This window comes from Bradyrhizobium guangxiense (assembly GCF_004114915.1).
GTDB lineage: Bacteria > Pseudomonadota > Alphaproteobacteria > Rhizobiales > Xanthobacteraceae > Bradyrhizobium > Bradyrhizobium guangxiense.
On sequence record NZ_CP022219.1, the window covers coordinates 617,124 to 635,239 of the forward strand.

General features: G+C 65.6%; 18 protein-coding genes. 7 read left to right on the top strand and 11 right to left on the bottom strand.

The features are described from left to right. Window positions 1–182: 182 nt before the first annotated feature. A complete protein-coding gene (locus X268_RS02935) occupies window positions 183–581 on the top strand; it encodes an META domain-containing protein (protein ID WP_164937493.1) in 399 nt (132 codons plus the stop codon). Window positions 582–633: 52 nt separating this feature from the next. On the opposite strand, the gene X268_RS02940 is transcribed toward X268_RS02935, so the two are convergent. From X268_RS02940 to X268_RS02950, 3 genes are all read right to left on the bottom strand, one after another. Further along, window positions 634–1,845, bottom strand: coding sequence for a hypothetical protein (locus X268_RS02940; protein ID WP_164937494.1), 1,212 nt, complete (start codon window positions 1,843–1,845; stop codon window positions 634–636). A gap of 195 nt (window positions 1,846–2,040) precedes the next feature. Beyond that, entirely contained in the window at window positions 2,041–3,672 is a 1,632-nt protein-coding gene (gene groL, locus X268_RS02945) for a chaperonin GroEL (protein WP_128923540.1), read from the bottom strand. 133 nt (window positions 3,673–3,805) lie between these two features. Beyond that, entirely contained in the window at window positions 3,806–4,102 is a 297-nt protein-coding gene (locus X268_RS02950; RefSeq protein ID WP_027525027.1) for a co-chaperone GroES, read from the bottom strand. Between the two features lie 316 nt (window positions 4,103–4,418). Between X268_RS02950 and X268_RS02955 the strand changes: the two genes are divergently transcribed. Continuing rightward, window positions 4,419–4,940, top strand: coding sequence for a hypothetical protein (locus X268_RS02955; protein ID WP_164937495.1), 522 nt, complete (start codon window positions 4,419–4,421; stop codon window positions 4,938–4,940). A 164-nt stretch (window positions 4,941–5,104) separates the two neighbouring features. Here the strand turns inward: X268_RS02955 and X268_RS02960 are convergent, their stop codons facing one another. Continuing rightward, complete coding sequence (locus X268_RS02960; protein ID WP_128923542.1) at window positions 5,105–5,890, bottom strand: protein phosphatase CheZ; 786 nt, start codon at window positions 5,888–5,890, stop codon at window positions 5,105–5,107. Between the two features lie 313 nt (window positions 5,891–6,203). Between X268_RS02960 and X268_RS02965 the strand changes: the two genes are divergently transcribed. Next, window positions 6,204–7,031, top strand: a complete 828-nt coding sequence (locus X268_RS02965; protein WP_128923543.1) for a L,D-transpeptidase — start codon at window positions 6,204–6,206, stop codon at window positions 7,029–7,031. 45 nt (window positions 7,032–7,076) lie between these two features. Here X268_RS02965 and X268_RS02970 read toward each other — a convergent pair whose 3' ends face one another. The 6 genes from X268_RS02970 to X268_RS02995 all read right to left on the bottom strand — a co-directional run bounded on the left by X268_RS02970 (window position 7,077) and on the right by X268_RS02995 (window position 13,025). After that, entirely contained in the window at window positions 7,077–7,913 is an 837-nt protein-coding gene (locus tag X268_RS02970; RefSeq protein WP_128923544.1) for a DUF2076 domain-containing protein, read from the bottom strand. A 127-nt stretch (window positions 7,914–8,040) separates the two neighbouring features. After that, window positions 8,041–8,886, bottom strand: coding sequence for a ChbG/HpnK family deacetylase (locus X268_RS02975; RefSeq protein WP_128923545.1), 846 nt, complete (start codon window positions 8,884–8,886; stop codon window positions 8,041–8,043). Next, window positions 8,883–9,920: a glycosyltransferase family 2 protein gene (locus X268_RS02980; protein ID WP_128923546.1), complete on the bottom strand. Its 1,038-nt coding sequence runs from the start codon at window positions 9,918–9,920 to the stop codon at window positions 8,883–8,885. Before X268_RS02980 ends, X268_RS02975 begins: the two co-directional genes overlap by 4 nt. 87 nt (window positions 9,921–10,007) lie before the next feature. Then, window positions 10,008–10,985, bottom strand: coding sequence for an ATP phosphoribosyltransferase (gene hisG / locus X268_RS02985; protein WP_128923547.1), 978 nt, complete (start codon window positions 10,983–10,985; stop codon window positions 10,008–10,010). A gap of 4 nt (window positions 10,986–10,989) precedes the next feature. Then, complete coding sequence (locus tag X268_RS02990; RefSeq protein ID WP_128923548.1) at window positions 10,990–12,141, bottom strand: ATP phosphoribosyltransferase regulatory subunit; 1,152 nt, start codon at window positions 12,139–12,141, stop codon at window positions 10,990–10,992. Window positions 12,142–12,239: 98 nt separating this feature from the next. Beyond that, window positions 12,240–13,025 carry a 16S rRNA (uracil(1498)-N(3))-methyltransferase gene (locus X268_RS02995; protein ID WP_128923549.1) on the bottom strand — a complete coding sequence of 262 codons (786 nt, stop codon included), beginning with the start codon at window positions 13,023–13,025 and terminating at the stop codon, window positions 12,240–12,242. A 211-nt stretch (window positions 13,026–13,236) separates the two neighbouring features. Between X268_RS02995 and X268_RS03000 the strand changes: the two genes are divergently transcribed. Both X268_RS03000 and ubiA read left to right on the top strand, forming a co-directional pair. Continuing rightward, on the top strand, window positions 13,237–13,899 hold the full coding sequence (locus tag X268_RS03000) for a hypothetical protein (RefSeq protein ID WP_128923550.1): 663 nt from the start codon (window positions 13,237–13,239) through the stop codon (window positions 13,897–13,899). A gap of 141 nt (window positions 13,900–14,040) precedes the next feature. Further along, the gene (ubiA, locus tag X268_RS03005; protein WP_128923551.1) at window positions 14,041–14,997 is read left to right on the top strand and encodes a 4-hydroxybenzoate octaprenyltransferase; all 957 of its coding nucleotides are present in this window, start codon (window positions 14,041–14,043) and stop codon (window positions 14,995–14,997) included. A gap of 106 nt (window positions 14,998–15,103) precedes the next feature. Here the strand turns inward: ubiA and X268_RS03010 are convergent, their stop codons facing one another. Then, window positions 15,104–15,622, bottom strand: a complete 519-nt coding sequence (locus X268_RS03010; protein WP_128923552.1) for a DUF6101 family protein — start codon at window positions 15,620–15,622, stop codon at window positions 15,104–15,106. Window positions 15,623–15,930: 308 nt separating this feature from the next. Here X268_RS03010 and X268_RS03015 point away from each other — a divergent pair, with 308 nt between their 5' ends. After that, the gene (locus X268_RS03015) at window positions 15,931–17,295 is read left to right on the top strand and encodes a TldD/PmbA family protein (protein WP_208764417.1); all 1,365 of its coding nucleotides are present in this window, start codon (window positions 15,931–15,933) and stop codon (window positions 17,293–17,295) included. Further along, the gene (locus X268_RS03020) at window positions 17,282–18,091 is read left to right on the top strand and encodes a 3'(2'),5'-bisphosphate nucleotidase CysQ (protein WP_128923554.1); all 810 of its coding nucleotides are present in this window, start codon (window positions 17,282–17,284) and stop codon (window positions 18,089–18,091) included. Before X268_RS03015 ends, X268_RS03020 begins: the two co-directional genes overlap by 14 nt. The last annotated feature ends 25 nt before the right edge of the window (window positions 18,092–18,116 follow it).

An 18,116-nucleotide genomic window follows, 5' to 3' on the forward strand; every position in this document is an offset into this window, starting at 1 on the left:
TGCATCCAAACCATGATCCGGAAAAGTGCGAAGCGGTTTTCCGGAGAGATCATGCGTAATCAACGACCTGAAGCGCGATGACGATTCATCAAGGTCTGATCGCGCTCCAGGTTGCGCGAACCTTCTCAATGGCACCGCCGTCTTATAGAAGGTGCCGCAAATCAGGTCGGTCGAGAGGTTTCATGGTTTCGCTCAAGCGGTTGGTGTGTGCTGCGGTTGCAATGCTGGCGATGTCCACGCTCGCGCGTGCCGAGGACGGTTTTCCGTTCGGCACCGAGATGACGCTGGAAGCGTTGCCGCAAGCCGGCTCCAAGCGGATTCCGAACATCGAGATCGGCGACCATGGCGAGGTCGTGCTGGAGCTCTGGTGCAAGGGTGGCAAGGGCCAGTTCTCGGTCGCCGGCAACACCGTGATCTTCGTTCCCGGGCAGATCCAGGACCGTTCCTGCCCGCAGGCCAAGGCGCAGGCCGACGACGATCTCGTCGCAGCGCTGGGCAGCGTCGAGACCTGGAAGCGCCAGGGCGACGTGCTGACGCTGATCGGCCCGAAGCCGCTGCGCTTTCGCGTGAACGGGAATTGACCGTCAGGTCATTCCGGCTTCGACGCTGACGCGTCGCCCCGGAATGACGACCTCACTTCCACACCGACTTGTCGGCATCCCAGCGCTGGCCCTTGAGCTCCTTGGTCAGCGCCTCGATCGAACCGTTGTCGTCCGGCTGCTCGCCTTCCTCGTCGACGGAGGTGTCGTCGGAGAGGTTGAGCTTGGCGCCGCTGCTCTCGTCGGCCGTCGTCGTCGCGGGGCTGCCGATCCAGAGCATGAGCTTGTCGGTCGTGCCGGGCTTGTCGGGCGAGACGAGGCCGGTGACCTCGATGGTGTCGGTCAGCTCAAGCGCCGGAAAATCCTGGTTCGGCCGCTTGAAGACCAGCTTGAGCTTGCCCGTAGCGGGATTGAAGGTCTGCGAGACCGGCTTTGCCGCAAGCGTCCGGCTCAAGACGTTCGCAACCGCGGTCGCGAGCTTGTTGCGGTTGATCTTGTCGCCCTCGCGCCAGTCGGCCGCAGCGAAGCGGATGGTGCGGTCCATCTCGGTCATGCCCGCGGTCCAGCCCGCGGCAGTGACGCCGGGCATCGCCTTGAATTTCGCCAGCAGCGCGCCAGCCCGCTCGGGATCGACCGACATGTTGATGGTCTGCTCGCCTGCGCGCAGCGCATCGCAGCCGACGGTGAGGCTCGCCAGCGTCACCTCGACCTCCTGGCCCTTCAGGCTCTTCAGGAAGTCGGTCGCCGCATCCAGCTTGACCTTGACTGCGATCGCCTCCGGCGAGACGTCGGTGAAATCCTTCGGCTGCGGCGTGATGCCGTCGTCGGAGATCTGGTTGTCCAGGAATTCCTTCTCGCTGAGATCGGAATTGTCCGGCGAGGTCACCTCGGTCACAACCTGGCCGATGCTGATCTGGCCGCGGAATTCGAAGGTGTCCCCGGCCTGCTTGCGCAGCAGCTTGACGCTGACCGGCGCCTTCTCGCCGATGCTCTGCGTCGTGCCGGTCAGCGTCTGGCCTGCGACCTGGAGATTGACGACGAAACGGTCCTTGCGGTCGGAGTTTTTCGCGATGGGGTAACAGACGTCGAGCACGGCCGCCGTGACCGTCTTGCCCTGGCGCGTTTCCTTCAGGATCACGTCGGCATTGCCGTCCATCAGCCCGTCGATCGAGGTGAAATAGCGCGTCTCCACGCCTCCGGGCGCCGTGGCCTTGGGGGATAGCTTCATCTGGGCGGAGGCAACCTCCGGCGAGGCTGCCAGCAGAACTGCCAACAGGGCTGTCGAACAAACCAGAAGCGCGCGCATCGACGAAATCCTCGAGCAATGAGCATGATCCGGAAAAGCGCGAAGCGGTTTTCCGAAAAGATCACGCTCAAACAATAGAATCGGCGCAACCGTAGTTGGTTTTGGCCGTGGATTGAATCGGAAAGCGGAGCCCATCGTCGGCAAAAAGAAGGCCGCCCGGAGGCGGCCTTCGCAACATCGTAATGGGTCGGAGGCTCAGAAGCCGCCCATGCCGCCGCCGGCGGGCATGGCGGGCGGGGCTTCCTTCTTCGGCATCTCGGCGACCATGGCCTCGGTGGTGACCAAGAGGCCGGCCACGGAGGAGGCGTCCTGCAGCGCGGTGCGCACCACCTTGGCGGGGTCGATGATGCCCTTCTCGACCATGTCGACATAGTCCTCGTTCTGGGCGTCGAAGCCGAAGGTCTCGGACTTGTTCTCCAGGATCTTGCCGACCACGATCGAGCCTTCCACGCCGGCGTTCTCGGAGATCTGGCGGATCGGAGCCTCGAGCGCCTTCAGCACGATGTTGATGCCGGCCTGGACGTCGTCATTGGCGTTGGTGAGGCGCCCGACCGCCTTCTTGGCGCGGAGCAGCGCGACGCCACCGCCGGGGACGATGCCTTCCTGCACCGCGGCGCGGGTGGCGTTGAGCGCGTCCTCGACGCGGTCCTTCTTCTCCTTGACCTCGATCTCGGTGGCGCCGCCGACGCGGATCACCGCGACGCCGCCGGCGAGCTTGGCAAGGCGCTCCTGCAGCTTCTCGCGGTCGTAGTCCGAGGTGGTCTCCTCGATCTGGGCCTTGATCTGGCCGACGCGGGCCTCGATCTCCGGCTTCTTGCCGGCACCCTTGACGATCGTGGTGTTCTCCTTGTCGATCACGACCTTGCCGGCGCGGCCGAGCATCTTCACCGTGACGTTCTCGAGCTTCATGCCGAGGTCTTCGGAGATCAGCTGGCCGCCGGTGAGGATCGCAATGTCCTCGAGCATGGCCTTGCGGCGGTCACCGAAGCCCGGCGCCTTCACCGCGGCCACCTTGAGGCCGCCACGGAGCCGGTTGACGACCAGGGTGGCCAGCGCCTCGCCCTCGACGTCCTCGGCGATGATGACGAGCGGCTTGCCCGACTGCACCACGGCTTCGAGCACCGGCAGCATGGCCTGCAGGCCCGACAGCTTCTTCTCGTGCAGGAGGATGTAGGCGTCCTCGAGCTCGGCCGTCATCTTCTCGGCGTTGGTGACGAAGTAGGGGCTGAGATAGCCGCGGTCGAACTTCATGCCCTCGACGATGTCGACCTCGGTGTCGAGCGACTTGTTCTCCTCGACGGTGATGACGCCCTCGTTGCCGACCTTCTGCATCGCCTGGGCGATCATCTTGCCGATGGCGGCATCGCCGTTGGCCGAGATGGTGCCGACCTGGGCGACCTCGGAGGAGGCGGCGACGGGCTTGGCGCGCTTCTCGATGTCCTTGATGACGGCGGCCACCGCGGTGTCGATGCCGCGCTTGAGGTCCATCGGATTCATGCCGGCGGCAACGGCCTTGGCGCCTTCGCGCACGATGGCCTGGGCCAGCACGGTCGCGGTGGTGGTGCCGTCGCCGGCGAGGTCGTTGGTCTTGGAGGCGACCTCACGCACCATCTGGGCGCCCATGTTCTCGAACTTGTCCTCGAGCTCGATCTCCTTGGCGACGGTGACGCCGTCCTTGGTGATGCGCGGCGCGCCGAACGACTTCTCGATGACGACGTTGCGGCCCTTCGGGCCGAGCGTCACCTTGACGGCGTTGGCGAGAATGTCGACGCCGCGCAGCATGCGATCGCGCGCGTCTCCGGAAAACTTGACGTCTTTGGCAGCCATGTCTGCAATCCCTCGTCTGTCGTGATGTGTCTTGTTTTGTGCTGTACGGCTTTTGTGCTGCACGGCGGAATGATGGATGCCCGGATCGCCTGGATCCGGGCATGACATTCAGCGGCCGTTCAGGCGGACGGCCTTAGGCCAGAACGCCCATGATGTCCGACTCCTTCATGATCAGGAGGTCTTCGTTGTCGATCTTGACCTCGGTGCCCGACCACTTGCCGAACAGCACGCGGTCGCCGACCTTGAGGTCGATCGGGATCAGCTTGCCGGCCTCGTCACGGCCGCCGGGGCCGACGGCGACGATTTCGCCCTGGGACGGCTTTTCCTTGGCGGTGTCGGGAATGATGATGCCGCCCTTGGTCTTTTCCTCGGCGTCGATACGTTTGACCACGACACGGTCATGCAGCGGACGAAATTTGGATTTAGCCATGACGTTTCCCTTTGGAGGCTCGCTTCGGAAGTAGTGGAAGTGGGTGGGGCGGCGCTTCCGTCCAACCCCTATCCCGAGGATCGAACGGCGCGCTTAGCAATCGGGCTTTCCGAGTGCTAATAGTGGGTCCGGAAATATGGCTTTGCCGCGATCCTGTCAAGCAAAGGTGGTTAAGCGATTGGTGAGGCGGATATAGGATGGTGGCATTGGAAACTTGTTCGGGGCGTCGGCGTATCAAAGGACGTCATTGCTCCGGCAGCGGTTTTGCGCTTGGCTGCGAGAGGGGTGCGGCCATGGTCTTGCTCGGGGGAATGCCATGATCAGTTCAGCTCACGCGCGCACGGTTGCCAATCTGGCGGCCGCTTCTTGTCTGGCGCTGCTGCTGGGCGCTTGCGGCGGCGGGATGAACCTGCCGTCCTTCTCGTCGTCCTCGCCGCCGCCTGACGCCGAGCCCGGCGTCGCGCCCGAAATGCCTGCGACCATTCGCGCCGACGAGATCGTGGGCCGCTGGGGCCTGGCCTCGTTCCAGAACCCGGCCGACCGCGCCCGCACCGAGGCTGCCGCCCGGGCCCAGTGCAAGAATCCCTACGTGATCACCGCCGGCTCCTCCGGCGGTGTGATCATGCATCTAGCCGACCAAGCCACGCCCCAGGAGCTGCGGCTGAAGGGCTCGCCGAGCGGCAAGAACTATATCGGGCCGGCCGGTCCGACCCCCGGCGAGCAGGACCGCGAGATCGTCTCCTTCGACGGCCGCGTCCTGATCACGCGCTTCATCGACAAGGATGCCGCCACCCGCTACGGCAACATGGTCTACGTCCGCTGCGCGCCAAGGGCGTGATGTGCTGATCGTCGTTCCGGGGCGGTCCGCAGGACCGAACCCGGAACCTCGAGATTCCGGGTTCACGCTTCGCGTGCCCCGGAATGACGATGCGAAGCACAACTCCAAAAACAAAAACGCCGGCCCTCAGGCCGGCGTTTTGCTTTTTCCCATGTCGCGTCCGTTCAGTCGAACAGCGCGTCGATGTCGTCCTGCGAGGCGTGGCCGACGTCGCCGGCGAGCTTGGGGCCGTTGAGGAGCTTTTCGTCCTCGCTGCGATTGTCGACCTGCGCCGGTACGTGAGACTTGATCGCGTCGACGCCGCCCCAGATGTCCATCATCGCGTTGATATGCTGCTCGATGAACTTCATCGTGGTCATGACCTTGCTGATGCGCTGGCCGGTCAGGTCCTGGAAATTGCAGGCTTCGAAGATCGAGATGACGCGTTCCTGGATGTCGTCGGCGAGCCGCTTCTGCTGGTCGATCGAGTCCACCTTGGACATGGCGCTGGCGGCCTGGTCGATCGATTCCGCCGCTTCGAGGATCTGCTGGGTCGCCTGCTCGGTGCCGCCGACCACCGCGCCGAGCTCGCCGTTGACCTTGGCCATTTCGCCGCCGTCGAAGCTCTTGCCGTGCAGCGTCGCGATTTCGCGTTTGGTGCGGTCGATGGCGTCGTGGATGAGGTCGAGTTCAACCTTCAGCTTTTCGCACTGCTCGATCTGCGCCCGATAGGTCTCGAGCATGGTGCGCGCTTCGGCAAGTTCGTGGGCAGTGGAGGCGTCGATCGCCGCCATGGCCGCGCTGCCGGACAGCGGCGCCGCCGTGACGCCCTTCGCCATCTGGGCGCGGATCGCGCGCAGCTCAGCCATGATCTCGCTATGCATCGGGCCTGCCTCTTCAGTAACGTCCATTATCGGCATCTCGCCGCTGACGATATCCTCGACGCGAAAACGCTTGCGGTGAACAGCCATCAGGATACTCCCCCCACCTCACTCACGCGTCTTTGTAGGCAGAAGCGATTTAACACGAAGTTCACAGCCGGAACTGTTGTGCGGCGTCGCGCGACGCCGGGCAAAGAGGCGATTAACCATCACTCCGCTGCGTTCATCGAAAATAAACGCTGATCGCCAAATTGCCGCTTCGCTCGCGACGTGGTGAATCCAAACGCCGGTTTCGTTTACCAAACAAAACGGCTTTTGCCTTTTATTGACCACGTCGAGGGGGCGGATCAGCCATCAGCTCCACGGCGCATGTGATCTAGACGAAACAGTACAGAGTACGTCGATGTTCAAGAGAATGTCTGTCGCGCTGCTCGGCAGCGCTTGCACCTTTTTTGCCGGCGCGAACGGCGCCTGCGCCTTCGACAACACCGTGCCGAACGATCCGCCCGCGGTGCTCTATGCGCCGCAGGTGCCGCCGGCGCCGGTCCGTGTCGCCTCCAATTCCAACATGGGCGGCGGCTTCATCGAGTTCCTGTTCGGTGATGGCCCCGGCCGCGGTCCGGCCTACGCGCCCGAGCGGCCGGTCTATCAGCAGCAGCCGAGTTACTACGATCAGCGCCGCCTGCCGCCGATGGGCGAGCCGCAGATGCAGGGTGGATATCAACAAGGCGGATATCAGCAAGGCGCGCTCCAGCAGGACGCGGTCGATCCTCGGCAGCGCCCGTTCGATCCGAGATTCGAGAAGCAACTCGTTGACTATAGCGGCAAGGAAAGTCCCGGCACGATCGTGGTCGATACGCCGAACAAGTTCCTCTATCTCGTCGAGGGCAATGGCAGGGCGATGCGTTACGGCATCGGCGTCGGCCGTCCCGGCTTCACCTGGTCGGGCGTGAAGTCGATCACGGCCAAGCGCGAATGGCCGGACTGGACGCCGCCGGCCGAAATGCTGGCGCGCCGGCCCGATCTGCCCCGGCACATGGAAGGCGGCCCGGAAAATCCGCTCGGCGCCCGCGCGATGTATCTCGGCTCGACGCTCTATCGCATCCACGGCTCCAACGAGCCCTGGACCATCGGCACCAACGTCTCCTCCGGCTGCATCCGCATGCGCAACGAGGACGTCATCGACCTCTACGGCCGCGTCAATGTCGGCACCAAGGTCGTGGTGATGTGATGTGGATGCTTCGCCTCTCCCCGCAAGCGGGGAGAGGGAGAAGAGTCACGCGTAATCGCTGCCGCCATCATCGCCGCCGCCGAAATCGCTGTCGTCGGCCATGTCCGTGTCGTCGTCGCGATCATCGCCGTAGTTCTGATCGTTATTGTCCCGATCGTTCGAGGCCTGGTCGAAGAAGCCTTGGCCGGAATCTTGGCGGGAATCGCGACTCGAGCCGATGTCGTTGAGGCCGGCATCGCGCGCGAGCGAGCCACCGGACTGGTCGCTACCGCCCCATGGGCTGTTGCCGCCGCCACGGTCCTCGATCAGGCTGCTGTCGCCAAAACCCTGCTGGTGCGCTCCGCCCATCATGCCGCGGATGCTGGACAGCAGCAGCGAACCGCCGACGACGCCGGCCGCAGCTGCCGCGGCCGTGCCGAGGAACGAGCCGCCGCCACCGCCGGCCGGCGGAGCACCATAACCCTGGCCCGGACCTTGGCCGTAAGCCTGCCCGTAAGGCGGCGGTGCGCCGTAGCCCGGCTGCGCCTGCTGCATCGCCTGGCCGCTGTTCCACACCGGCCGCGCGTCGCGTGGCGGCACGTTCGGAACCGAGCCGCGCGACGGGCCGCCGCCGAACAGCGTGTCGCGCATGGTATCGAGGAATCCGCCGGACTGCGCCTGCTCGGGCGCATGAGCCGCCTCCAGCTCCTGGATCCGGGCATTCGCGCGCTTCAGCGCTTCGTCCTGCAACAGCGTGGTCTGCACCAGAGCATAGACCGCGCCGGGCGCCTTGCGCAGCCCATCGGAGATCGCAGCGATCGCGTCGGGATCACGGGGTGCGTTTTCCAGCTTTGAAAGCCGGTCGAAAAGGTCGTCGACGAGCTGGCGTTCCTGCGGCGTCATGATCTGTCTCCTTCGCGCAAAACCAAGCGCGAGAGGAGATGTAGGGTTCCATTGTGGCCCCAACAGTGCCGGCCGGATTAAATTTCGGTATGCGACAAGCCGCCTCGCCGCTTGCTTTCTGCCGGTTTCATTCCAATGTGGCGCCGCTGACCGCCAGCAGGCGCGCGAAGGCATCGCCCGAGAGATAGGCGTGCTCGCGCTCGCGGACATCCGTCATGGGGTCGAGGCCTTTGAGGACATCGTCGACGAAGCCGGGGTGGCACATCACGAGGCCGCCATCGGGGAGGCCTTCCAGGAATTGCCGCATCAACTCGCCGAAATCGGCCGCCCGCGTGAAGTCATAGGCGCCGGCGAAGCCGGGATTGAAGCTGAGGCCGGCGCTGCCGGCGCGGCGACGGAATTGCGCGCTGAAGATATCGAGCACCATGGCCTTGGGAGAGGCCAGCCGCTGCTTCAGCGGCAGGTCGCGCCCGCCCTGGCGCACCCAGGCGTTTGGCGCGCCTTCGCTGACCGCATCGACAAAGCCGTCGCGTACCTGCGGATAGAGCTGCACATGCTGATGCCCGTCGACGAAGTCGGGCGCGCGGCCGAACGCGTCCATGAAGGCGGCGAGCTGCGCCTTGACCTCGTTGCGGACGAACTCGCGATCGAGCCGACGCATCAATCCGGCGCGCAACAGTTTTGGAAACGGCATGAACATGTCGCCGTCGAGCGGACGGAAATGCATGGTGAGGGGGCGGAACGGCGCCGACAGCGTCACGTGCAATCCGATCGCGCAACGCGGGCTCGCTGTCGCGGAAGCCTGCAGCGCTTCGATCTCGCTGCGCTCGATCGCCGGGCCCACCATCATCACCGAGGTGGCGTTGAGGCGGCCGCGTTCTATCAGGTCGCGGATGGCGCGGTTGACGCCAGGGCTGATGCCGTAATCGTCGGCGCAGAGCCAGATCCGCCGCAGGTCCGCGGCCGCGCTCATTCGGCCGCCGTCCTCTTGGCGGCGTCGTCGGCCTCGAAGTGCTTCTCACTGTGCTCGGCGACGAAGTAGATCGGGCGCGCCTTCAACTCGGAGAGGATCTTGCCGATATATTCGCCGACGATGCCGATCATGATGAGCTGCACGCCGCCGATCGTCATCAGGCCGATCACGAGCGAGGGATAGCCGGGCACCTGCTTGCCGGTCGTGAACACCTCCCAGAGGATCGAGAGGCCGAACAGGAAAGCGCCTCCGGCGAGAATGACCCCGAGCAGGCTGGCGAAGCGCAGGGGCGCCACTGAGAACGAGGTCAGGCCCTCGATCGACAGGCCAAGCAGGCTTGCGGCATTGAAGGTGGTGACGCCGTGGGCGCGCGCCGAAGGCTCGTAGTCGACGCGGATCTGGCGGAAGCCGATCCAGCTTGCCAGCCCCTTGAAGAAGCGGTTGCGCTCGGGCAATTGCCTGAGGGCTGCGACGGCGCGCGGCGACAGCAGGCGGAAGTCGCCGGCGTCCTCCGGAATCTTCTGGCGGGCGCCCCAATTGATCAGCGCGTAGAAGCCGTGCACAGAGACGCGGCGCAGGAAGCTCTCGTTGTCGCGATGCGCCTTGGCGGTATAGACGACGTCATAGCCATCGTCGATCCAGTGCCGCACCAGCTGCTCGATCAGAGCGGGCGGATGCTGGCCGTCGCCGTCCATGAACATGACGGCGCCGAGCCGGGCATGGTCGAGGCCGGCCATCAGCGCGGCCTCCTTGCCGAAATTGCGCGACAGCGACACCACCTGGACGTCGATCGCGTCGGCCGGCAGCGAACGGGCGATCGCCAGCGTCGCATCCTTGCTACCGTCGTCGACATAGACGACCTCGCAAGACAGCCGATAGCGCTGCCGCACGGTCTTGGCGAGATCACAGATGCGCTGATGCAGGGCGGCGAGGCCCGCCGCCTCGTTGTAGACGGGGACGACTATCGACAGCCCTTGCGCGGCAGCGCTGCTCGCGGTGGTCGTCATGCCGGAAACGTCAGAGCCCAGCGTCATCGATCGAGGTTCCAGAGGCGTTCAAAATCATCTCAACAGCATATGGTAGCTGCCGTTTGCTGTCGCAAAGCTGAATGGACCTGGGACTCACCGCCGCAGGAACGCTTCCAGCTTGGCGAACAGCGGGTTCTCCCGGTCGAACACGTAGTCGAGCGAAACCACCGAGACGGTCTCGGCGCCATGCTCGCGCAGGAAACTCGCCAGCGCATAGAGCTGCCCCGGCGGGCAATGCAACGTCAGCATGCCTGACGAGGTCGGTCCGCCGAACGGCGCCTCGACGCCGTACCGACTGTGGGCTTCGCCGAGCAGGGCGGCATCGCACTGTCGGAAGCGGGTGCGGACCTCGCGGTATTTGTTGGCGCGCGCCCTTGCCGCGATGTGATCGAGGATGACGCGCGCGGTCTCCCGCGCCTGCGGCGACCAGTCGGCATCTTTCGACGCCACGAGATTGGCCTGGCTGCGCAGGATCACGCCGTCGTCGAGCACGCGCAAGCCGTTGGCGGCAAGCGTCGCGCCCGTCGTGGTGATATCGACGATCAGCTCGGCGCTGCCGGCCGCCGGAGCGCCTTCGGTCGCCCCTGCGCTTTCGACGATGCGGTAATCGGTGATGCCGTGGCTCTGGAAGAACGCGCGCGTGAGGTTGACGAACTTGGTGGCGACCCGCATCCGCATGTGATGCTGCTCGCGGAAGCCGGTGGTGACGTCGTCGAGATCGGCCATGGTGCGGACGTCGATCCAGGCCTGCGGCACCGCGACGACGACGTCGGCATAGCCGAACCCGAGACCCTCGATCAGCGACACGCGCTTGTCGGCGTCGGCGATATTCTCGCGCACCAGATCCTCGCCGGTGACGCCGAGATGCGCGAAGCCGCGCGACAGTTGCGATGCGATCTCGCTCGCCGAGAGATAGGCGACCTCGACATTATCCAGGCCCGCGATGGTCCCGCGATAGTCGCGCGCACCGCCGGCCTTCGACAGCTTGAGCCCGGCACGGGCGAAGAAGGCTTCGGTGTTTTCTTGCAGGCGGCCCTTGGAGGGAACGGCCAGAACGAACGGCGCGCTCATGATATTACGCTCCCACCTTGCGGCCGATCTTGGTCAGCGCAACCACCCAGACCGAGAAGCCCACTGCGGGGATCGGCTCCGCCGATCCGAGCTGGGTCATCAGCCCGTCATAGCGGCCGCCGGCGACGAGCGGCTCGGCGCCGTTGCCGCGGTGATGCAGCTCGAATTCGAAGCCGGTGTAATAATCGAGGCCGCGTCCGAACGCGGTCGAGAAGCGCGTCTGCTTCACGTCGATGCCGCGTGCCGCCATGAAGCCGACCCGGCTCTCGAATTGGTCGATTGCCGAGGCGAGATCGAGCTTCGCGTCGGTCGTGAGTGCACGCAGCTCGGCGATGGCATCGTCGGGGTTGCCCGATATCGACAGGAAGCGCTTCAGCACGGCGATCGCCTCGCGCGGCAGCGCGCCGCCCTTCAGCGTCGATTGCTCGAGGAAGCGGTCGGCGATCTCGGCCGTGGTGCGGCCGCCGACATTGGTGGTGCCGGCGATCGACATCAGGTCAGTGACGAAGGCGAGCGCCGCCTTGCGGTCGGAGCCGGCCAGCGCCGCCAGCACGCCCTCATATTCGCTGCGTGTCGCGGTGGCGGCGGCCGCCAGCCGCTCCAGATCCTGCTCCAGGCTGATCTTGCGGTTGAAGTCCTTGACCAGGCGGCGGCGCCAGACCGGGTACAGATTGAGCGCATCGAGCAGTGCGTTGAACAGCGCGACATCACCGGTGCGGATCTCGACCTCGCTGACGCCGAAGGCAGCCGTCGCCTCCAGCGCCAGCGCCAGCATCTCGGCGTCAGCCGCGGCGCGGTCCTGGCGGCCGAACGATTCGATGCCGGCCTGCAGGAATTCGCTGGCTTGGCCGCTGCGGTAGCGAAACACCGGTCCGAGATAGCTGAACCCGGCCGGCTGGCCGGCCCGGGGCGAGGCGAGGTAATCGCGCGCCACCGGAATGGTCAGGTCCGGGCGCAGGCAGAGCTCCTCACCGGAGAGGTCCGTGGTCAGATACAGGCTCTTGCGGATGTCCTCGCCGGACAGATCAAGGAACGGCTCCGCGGGCTGCAGGATGGCGGGCTCGGCCCTGACATAGCCGGCCTGCGCGAACGACAACAGCAGCGTATCCGCCCAGGCGGCGGAGCCGGCAGCATTTGAGGTGGCAGTCGCGGTCATGACAGGGGTCCATGGTCCCGGTGGAACCGGGCAGGGCAAGGGAGGCGGATTGGCGCAGCCCTTAGCATGGTCGATGCGCGGTTTCGACCTCCAAAGGATCAATCGCTTAACGGGCGGGCAATGCCGGCATCAGGTGGATTGCCGCCCCAATCGCCCAGCACCGCCTGCACCAGCGCCAGCGCCGCCACCGCGGCCGTGTCGGCGCGCATGATCCGGGGCCCCAGGGCGAGCCGCAGGATCTTGGGCTGCCGCAGCAGCAGGGCGCGTTCTTCCTCGGCAAAGCCGCCTTCGGGCCCGATCAGCACGTCGATGCCGTGTCCTGCCGCGCGTGCGGCTTGCAGGCTCTGAATGGGGTTTTCGAGCTCCGCCGCCTCGTCGCAGAAGATCAGCAGGCGATCGGCGGGCCGCTGGCCGAGGTATCGCTCCAGCGGCACCGGCTCGGTCACGGTCGCGATGCTGAGGATGCCGCATTGCTCGGCGGCCTCGACGACATTGGCCCGCATCCGCTCGGTGTTGACCCGGGAGGCCTGGGTGAACCGGGTCAGAACCGGATGTAGCGCGGCGGCGCCCATCTCGATGGCCTTCTGGACCATGTAGTCGAGCCGGGCATGCTTGAGCGGGGCGAACACGTAAGCGAGGTCGGCAAGCCGGTCCTGGGGCCGGGTCTGCTGCAGGATAACGAGGCCGTCCGGCCGCTTGCGGCCTTCGATGGCGGCCTGCCACTCGCCGTCGCGGCCGTTGAACGCCAGAACCTCGGCCCCGGCGGCAAGCCGCAGCACATTCCCGAGATAATTGCTCTGATCGCGGTCGAGCGCGACCCTGGCGTCCTGGGCCAAGGGGGCATCGACGAACAGGCGGGGAGCGCGAAAATCGTGCGAGGGCATCGTTCAAAAGTCCAATTTGGCGCCGTTATTAACCGAAAGCCGCCGTTTCGGGGGTAAATATTGCCAAATCAGTGCGTCGGCGCGCCGCGCTCTTGCCCTATTCGGCGGGTTGTTAAGCGCCGGCGGGAATCGTAAAATCACGAGCACGCTGGTTGCGCTTCAATTGGGAAGACGCTGGACCCCGTAAGCTCCTGCCGGAGAGACTTTCTTGATGATCCGTCATTTGATGGTTCCGATCACTGCCGCCATGGTCACGCTGGGCGCTGCGGGCGTTCATGCGCAGAGCGCCTTCCCGGCGCCGCTGCCCGGTCAGGCCCCGACCAGCTCCCCGTTTCCGTCCGTGAACGGCTCCGCACCGGTCGCCTCCGTCGGCACGGCGCCGCAATCGTCCTTTCCCGTGAACGGCGCCGCGCCGATCGGCGGCCCCGGCGCTTTCGGCGCGGCTCCGCCGACGCAAGCCGGACCCGGCGAGGACTGCATGAAGGCGTTCATGCCCCTGCGCGAGGAAGCCGAGAAGCGCGGCAAGCTGATCAAGGCGGCAAGCGACCGTCACGCGCCACCGGACGAGGCCTGCAAGCTGATCCGCAATTTCAGCCAGGCCGAGACCAAGATGATCAAGTACATCGACACCCACGCCGCCAAATGCGGAATCCCGCCGCAGGTCGGCGCGCAGATGAAGGACGGTCACAAGAACACCGAGGCCATGGCGACGAAGGTCTGCAATGTCGCGCAGCAGATGCAGCAACAGCAGGCGCGTCCCGCAGGCCCGTCGCTGAGCGAGGTGCTGGGGTCGGGCTCGGCGCCTGAGGCCAATGCCGGCAAGAAGGGTGGCAGCACCTTCGACACGCTCAACGGCAACGTCCTCACAAGATGATACACGTGCCGCCGATTTGAAGTTCCTACGGTGCCTGCCGCGAGATCCTCATAGGAACTTCAAATCGATAAGCGGCACGTGAATTTAGTTTTCTTGCTAGTGCCCTTGTCGTTTTCGAAGTTCGTACCGGAATTCGCCGCGATGGAATACGAACTTCGAAAACTGGGCACTAGCGCATCTGCCCGCGTTGCCGATTCCACCGGCAACTGGGTCGATACGCTCGCCCCGCCCTGGGCGCGGCCTTACCTCCGTTTGTCCCGCTTCGATCGTCCGATCGGCTCCTGGCTGCTGCTGATGCCGTGCTGGTGGTCGGCGGCGCTTGCGAGCGGCATGGCGCACGACGTCCGCCAGTTGCCGCTCACCATCGTGCTGTTCTTCATCGGCGCCTTCGTGATGCGCGGGGCGGGCTGCACCTGGAACGACATCACCGACCGCGACCTCGACGACAAGGTCGAGCGCACCCGCTCGCGGCCGCTGCCGTCGGGGCAGGTGAGCACCAAGCAGGCGCTGGCTTGGATGGTCGTGCAGGCGCTGATCGGCCTTCTGGTGCTGCTGCAGTTCAACCGTTTCGCGATCGCGACCGGCATCGCCTCGCTTTTGATCGTCGCGATCTATCCCTTCATGAAGCGCATCACCTGGTGGCCGCAGATCGTGCTGGGGCTTGCCTTCTCCTGGGGCGCGTTGATGGGCTTTGCCGTCACCTTCGGCCGCATCGACGTCACGGCGCTGGTGCTCTATGCCGGCGCGATTTCCTGGGTGATCGGCTATGACACGATCTACGCGCATCAGGACGCCGAGGACGACGCGCTGATCGGCATCAGGTCGACCGCGCGCCTGTTCGGCGCGCACACGCACCAGGCGCTGATCCTGTTCTACGGGCTCTCGGTGATGCTGATCGGCGTCGCACTGGCGTCAGGCGATGCGCGCTGGCCGGCCTGGCTCGGCCTAGCCGCCTTCGCCGCGCATCTCGCCTCGCAGATCGCGCGCCTGCGGATCGACGATCCCGAGCTGTGTCTGCGCCTCTTCAAGTCGAACAAGCATGCGGGCTTGCTGCTGCTTGCGGGATTGCTGGCCGACGCGGTGATGCGGGGGGCGTAATTCGTAAGGGGGAACGGCGCCCTTGCGCCGTGCCCATGATCTCCATTGATCGACAGAAGGCGGGCACGCTTGCGCTTTGGCTACCCTACAGCGCCTGCGATGCCGCTTAATTCCTTGCGATGATCTCGCGTTCGCCCTGATGCACAGTCAGCTCGCGCGCCATCGCAACACGCCGGCGCATCAAAAATTTCGGACGGCGGGCGCGGATCGCGTTGGCACGGCGACGGCGCGGCGCGGGCTTGCGGGCGCCCTCGTCGAGCTGAGGTAGCGCGAAGATCTCGCTCCAGACCGCCCAGGCCTCTGCGAGCTCGTCGCCGTCGGCGCTGATCAGCAGCGGGACGGAGAGCGAGGGATCGCGATGCACCAGGACGAGGGTCTGCGCCTCGTCGTTGCCGCGCAGCGCGACGCCGATGAAGTCGCTGACGCGGACGTTGATCGCCATCTGCATGCCGCGCACGGCACGGCGCAGCACGACACGCTCGCGATGAAGCTCGATCTGCCTTGTGTATCCGTCGGCGCGCGGATCATGCGCATCGAAGCGAACCGGAAGGGAAAGAGGGTCGAGCCGCAGCGAGCGGCTCGACCCGGCGGGGTTGACCCCGCATGTTGCTGTTTGACGCCTCAAGGCTTTAGTCTCCCCGCCGGGATTATGTTCCCGGTCGATGCGAGGACCTTAGCGCGGCGGTTTCCGAAACCGCTTAAAAAGGCTGGTTAACCCATCCTCACTGCGGCTCATGATTGACAAGAGCTTGGCGCGCATGATTGACGAGACGTTGCGCGCAACATGCGAATCTGAGCTTTTGGCGGGCTGAAAATGCTTGAAGTCCGCGCAATCAGGGCACATCTGTGGGTTCCGGTCCCGAACCCCGCCCCAACAGGATTTCGTTCGTGAACTCTTCACCATCCGTAAGCTCGACGCTTTCGTCCAAGAATATGTCCAAGGCCAGCCGAGACCTGTTCGATCAGTCCGCGCTGTCCGATCTCGCACAGAGGCTTGTGGAAGCGGCCAGGCGCGCGGGCGCGGATGCCGCCGATGCGGTCGCGGTGCGCGGCGTCTCGCAGGGCGTCGAGGTGCGGGATGGGCGTGTCGAGGAATCCGAGCGGTCCGAGGGCGACGATGTCGGCCTCCGTGTCTTGGTTGGCCAGCGCCAGGCGGTGGTCTCGACCAACGACGTCAGCGGCGATGCCGTGACCAAGCTCGCTGAACGCGCGGTGGCGATGGCGCGCGTCGCGCCCGACGACAAATATGTCGGCCTCGCCGATCCCGCGCTGCTCGCGCGCGACTTCCCCGACCTCGACCTGCTCGATCCCGATGTGCCCGCGACGAGCGAGCTCGAGCGCCGCGCGCTCGCGGCCGAGGCAGCTGCACTCGGCGTCAAGGGCGTGACCAAGTCCGGCGGCGCCTCGGCCTCCGCCGGCATCGGCGGCATGGTGCTCGTCACCTCGACCGGCTTCCACGGCTCTTACTTGCGCTCCAGCCAGGGCATCTCGGCCACCGCCATCTCGGGCGAAGGCACCAGCATGGAGCGCGATTACGACTTCCCCTCGGCGCCGCATGCCGCCGATCTGTTGTCGCCGGAAGCCGTCGGCCGTTCCGCCGGCGAGCGCACCGTGGCGCGCTACAATCCGCGCAAGGTCGAGACCTGCAAGGTGCCGGTGGTGTTCGATCCGCGCGTTGCCGGCTCGCTGGTCGGCCATCTGGTCGGCGCCATCAACGGCGCCTCGATCGCGCGCAAGACCAGCTTCCTGAAGGACAGGCTCGGCCAGCAGCTGTTCGCCAAGAACATTCGTATCATCGACGATCCCTTGCGCCGGCGCGGCCTGCGCTCGCAGACCTTCGACGCCGAGGGCGTGGCCGTGAAGAAGACCGCGCTGGTCGACGAGGGCGTGCTGACGACCTGGCTGCTGGACTGCGCCACCGCGCGTGAGCTCGGCCTCGTCACCACGGGCCATGCCCATCGCGGCGTGTCGTCCTCGCCTTCGCCCGGACCGTATAATCTGCATCTCGAAGCCGGCACGCCGACGCCCGCCGAGTTGATCTCCGACATCAGCCAAGGATTCTACGTCACCGATCTGATCGGCTCCGGCGTCAACGGCGTCACCGGCGATTACAGCCGCGGCGCCTCCGGCTTCTGGATCGAGAACGGCCAGATCACCTATCCTGTCAGCGAGGTGACGATCGCCGGCCACCTGTTCGAGATCTTCAAGTCGATGCAGCCGGCGAACAATCTCGAATTCCGCTACGGCATCAATGCGCCGACGGTGCGCATCGAGGGTTTGACGCTTGGCGGACGCTGACGCGAACGACACCATCCTGACGCGCGACGCGGCGCTGCTGCAAGATACGGTGCGGGAAGCGGGTGTGCTGGCACAGTCGCTGTTCCGTACCGAGCTGAAGAAGTGGACCAAAGGCGCGTCTTCGCCGGTGTCGGAAGCCGACATCGCCGTCAACGACCTGCTCGAAACGCGCCTGCGCAGTGCGACGCCGGATTATGGCTGGCTCTCGGAGGAGAGCGCCGACGACGCGGACCGCCTGTCGCGGCGGCTGACCTGGATCGTCGATCCCATCGACGGCACGCGCAATTACCTCAACGGCCATGACGACTGGTGCGTCAGCGTCGCGCTGGTCGAGGATGCGGCGCCGGTGCTGGCCGCGGTATTCGCGCCGACGAGCGGCGAGTTCTTCTTCGCCGCGCGCGGACGCGGCACGACGCTCAACGACGTCCCGGTGCGGGCGAGCTCAGGAGCCGAGCTGGACTTTGCCCGCGTCGCCGGCCCAAAACCCCTGGTCGAGCGCCTCAAGCCCTCACTCGGCGACATCAAGCTGCATCCGCGAATCGGCTCGCTCGCGCTGCGCCTGTGCCGGGTCGCCCATGGTGCGCTGGATGCGGCTTTTGCGGGGGGCAACAGCCATGATTGGGACCTTGCGGCGGCCGATTTGATCGTGCAGGAAGCCGATGGTAGGATGAGCGACCTCTCCGGAGAACCCATCCTCTATAACCGCCGGGAAGTGGCGCACGGGGTGCTGGTGGCAGCGGGACGCGATCGTCATGCGGGCATAGTCGCGCATTTTCGAAACCGCCCCTTGGCCTGAAGCGCTTTCGTCGTGCTTGTTGAAC

Bases quoted from the DNA above. Each gene is read 5' to 3' on its own strand.
- X268_RS02960 (WP_128923542.1), bottom strand. From the start codon at position 5,890: ATGGCTGTTCACCGCAAGCGTTTTCGCGTCGAGGATATCGTCAGCGGC.
- X268_RS02975 (WP_128923545.1), bottom strand. From the start codon at position 8,886: ATGAGCGCGGCCGCGGACCTGCGGCGGATCTGGCTCTGCGCCGACGAT.
- groL (WP_128923540.1), bottom strand. From the start codon at position 3,672: ATGGCTGCCAAAGACGTCAAGTTTTCCGGAGACGCGCGCGATCGCATG.
- X268_RS02990 (WP_128923548.1), bottom strand. From the start codon at position 12,141: ATGACCGCGACTGCCACCTCAAATGCTGCCGGCTCCGCCGCCTGGGCG.
- X268_RS03000 (WP_128923550.1), top strand. From the start codon at position 13,237: ATGATCCGTCATTTGATGGTTCCGATCACTGCCGCCATGGTCACGCTG.
- X268_RS02970 (WP_128923544.1), bottom strand. From the start codon at position 7,913: ATGACGCCGCAGGAACGCCAGCTCGTCGACGACCTTTTCGACCGGCTT.
- ubiA (WP_128923551.1), top strand. From the start codon at position 14,041: ATGGAATACGAACTTCGAAAACTGGGCACTAGCGCATCTGCCCGCGTT.
- X268_RS02940 (WP_164937494.1), bottom strand. From the start codon at position 1,845: ATGCGCGCGCTTCTGGTTTGTTCGACAGCCCTGTTGGCAGTTCTGCTG.
- X268_RS02965 (WP_128923543.1), top strand. From the start codon at position 6,204: ATGTTCAAGAGAATGTCTGTCGCGCTGCTCGGCAGCGCTTGCACCTTT.
- X268_RS02980 (WP_128923546.1), bottom strand. From the start codon at position 9,920: ATGACGCTGGGCTCTGACGTTTCCGGCATGACGACCACCGCGAGCAGC.
- X268_RS02995 (WP_128923549.1), bottom strand. From the start codon at position 13,025: ATGCCCTCGCACGATTTTCGCGCTCCCCGCCTGTTCGTCGATGCCCCC.
- hisG (WP_128923547.1), bottom strand. From the start codon at position 10,985: ATGAGCGCGCCGTTCGTTCTGGCCGTTCCCTCCAAGGGCCGCCTGCAA.
- X268_RS02935 (WP_164937493.1), top strand. From the start codon at position 183: ATGGTTTCGCTCAAGCGGTTGGTGTGTGCTGCGGTTGCAATGCTGGCG.
- X268_RS02955 (WP_164937495.1), top strand. From the start codon at position 4,419: ATGATCAGTTCAGCTCACGCGCGCACGGTTGCCAATCTGGCGGCCGCT.
- X268_RS02950 (WP_027525027.1), bottom strand. From the start codon at position 4,102: ATGGCTAAATCCAAATTTCGTCCGCTGCATGACCGTGTCGTGGTCAAA.
- X268_RS03015 (WP_208764417.1), top strand. From the start codon at position 15,931: ATGTCCAAGGCCAGCCGAGACCTGTTCGATCAGTCCGCGCTGTCCGAT.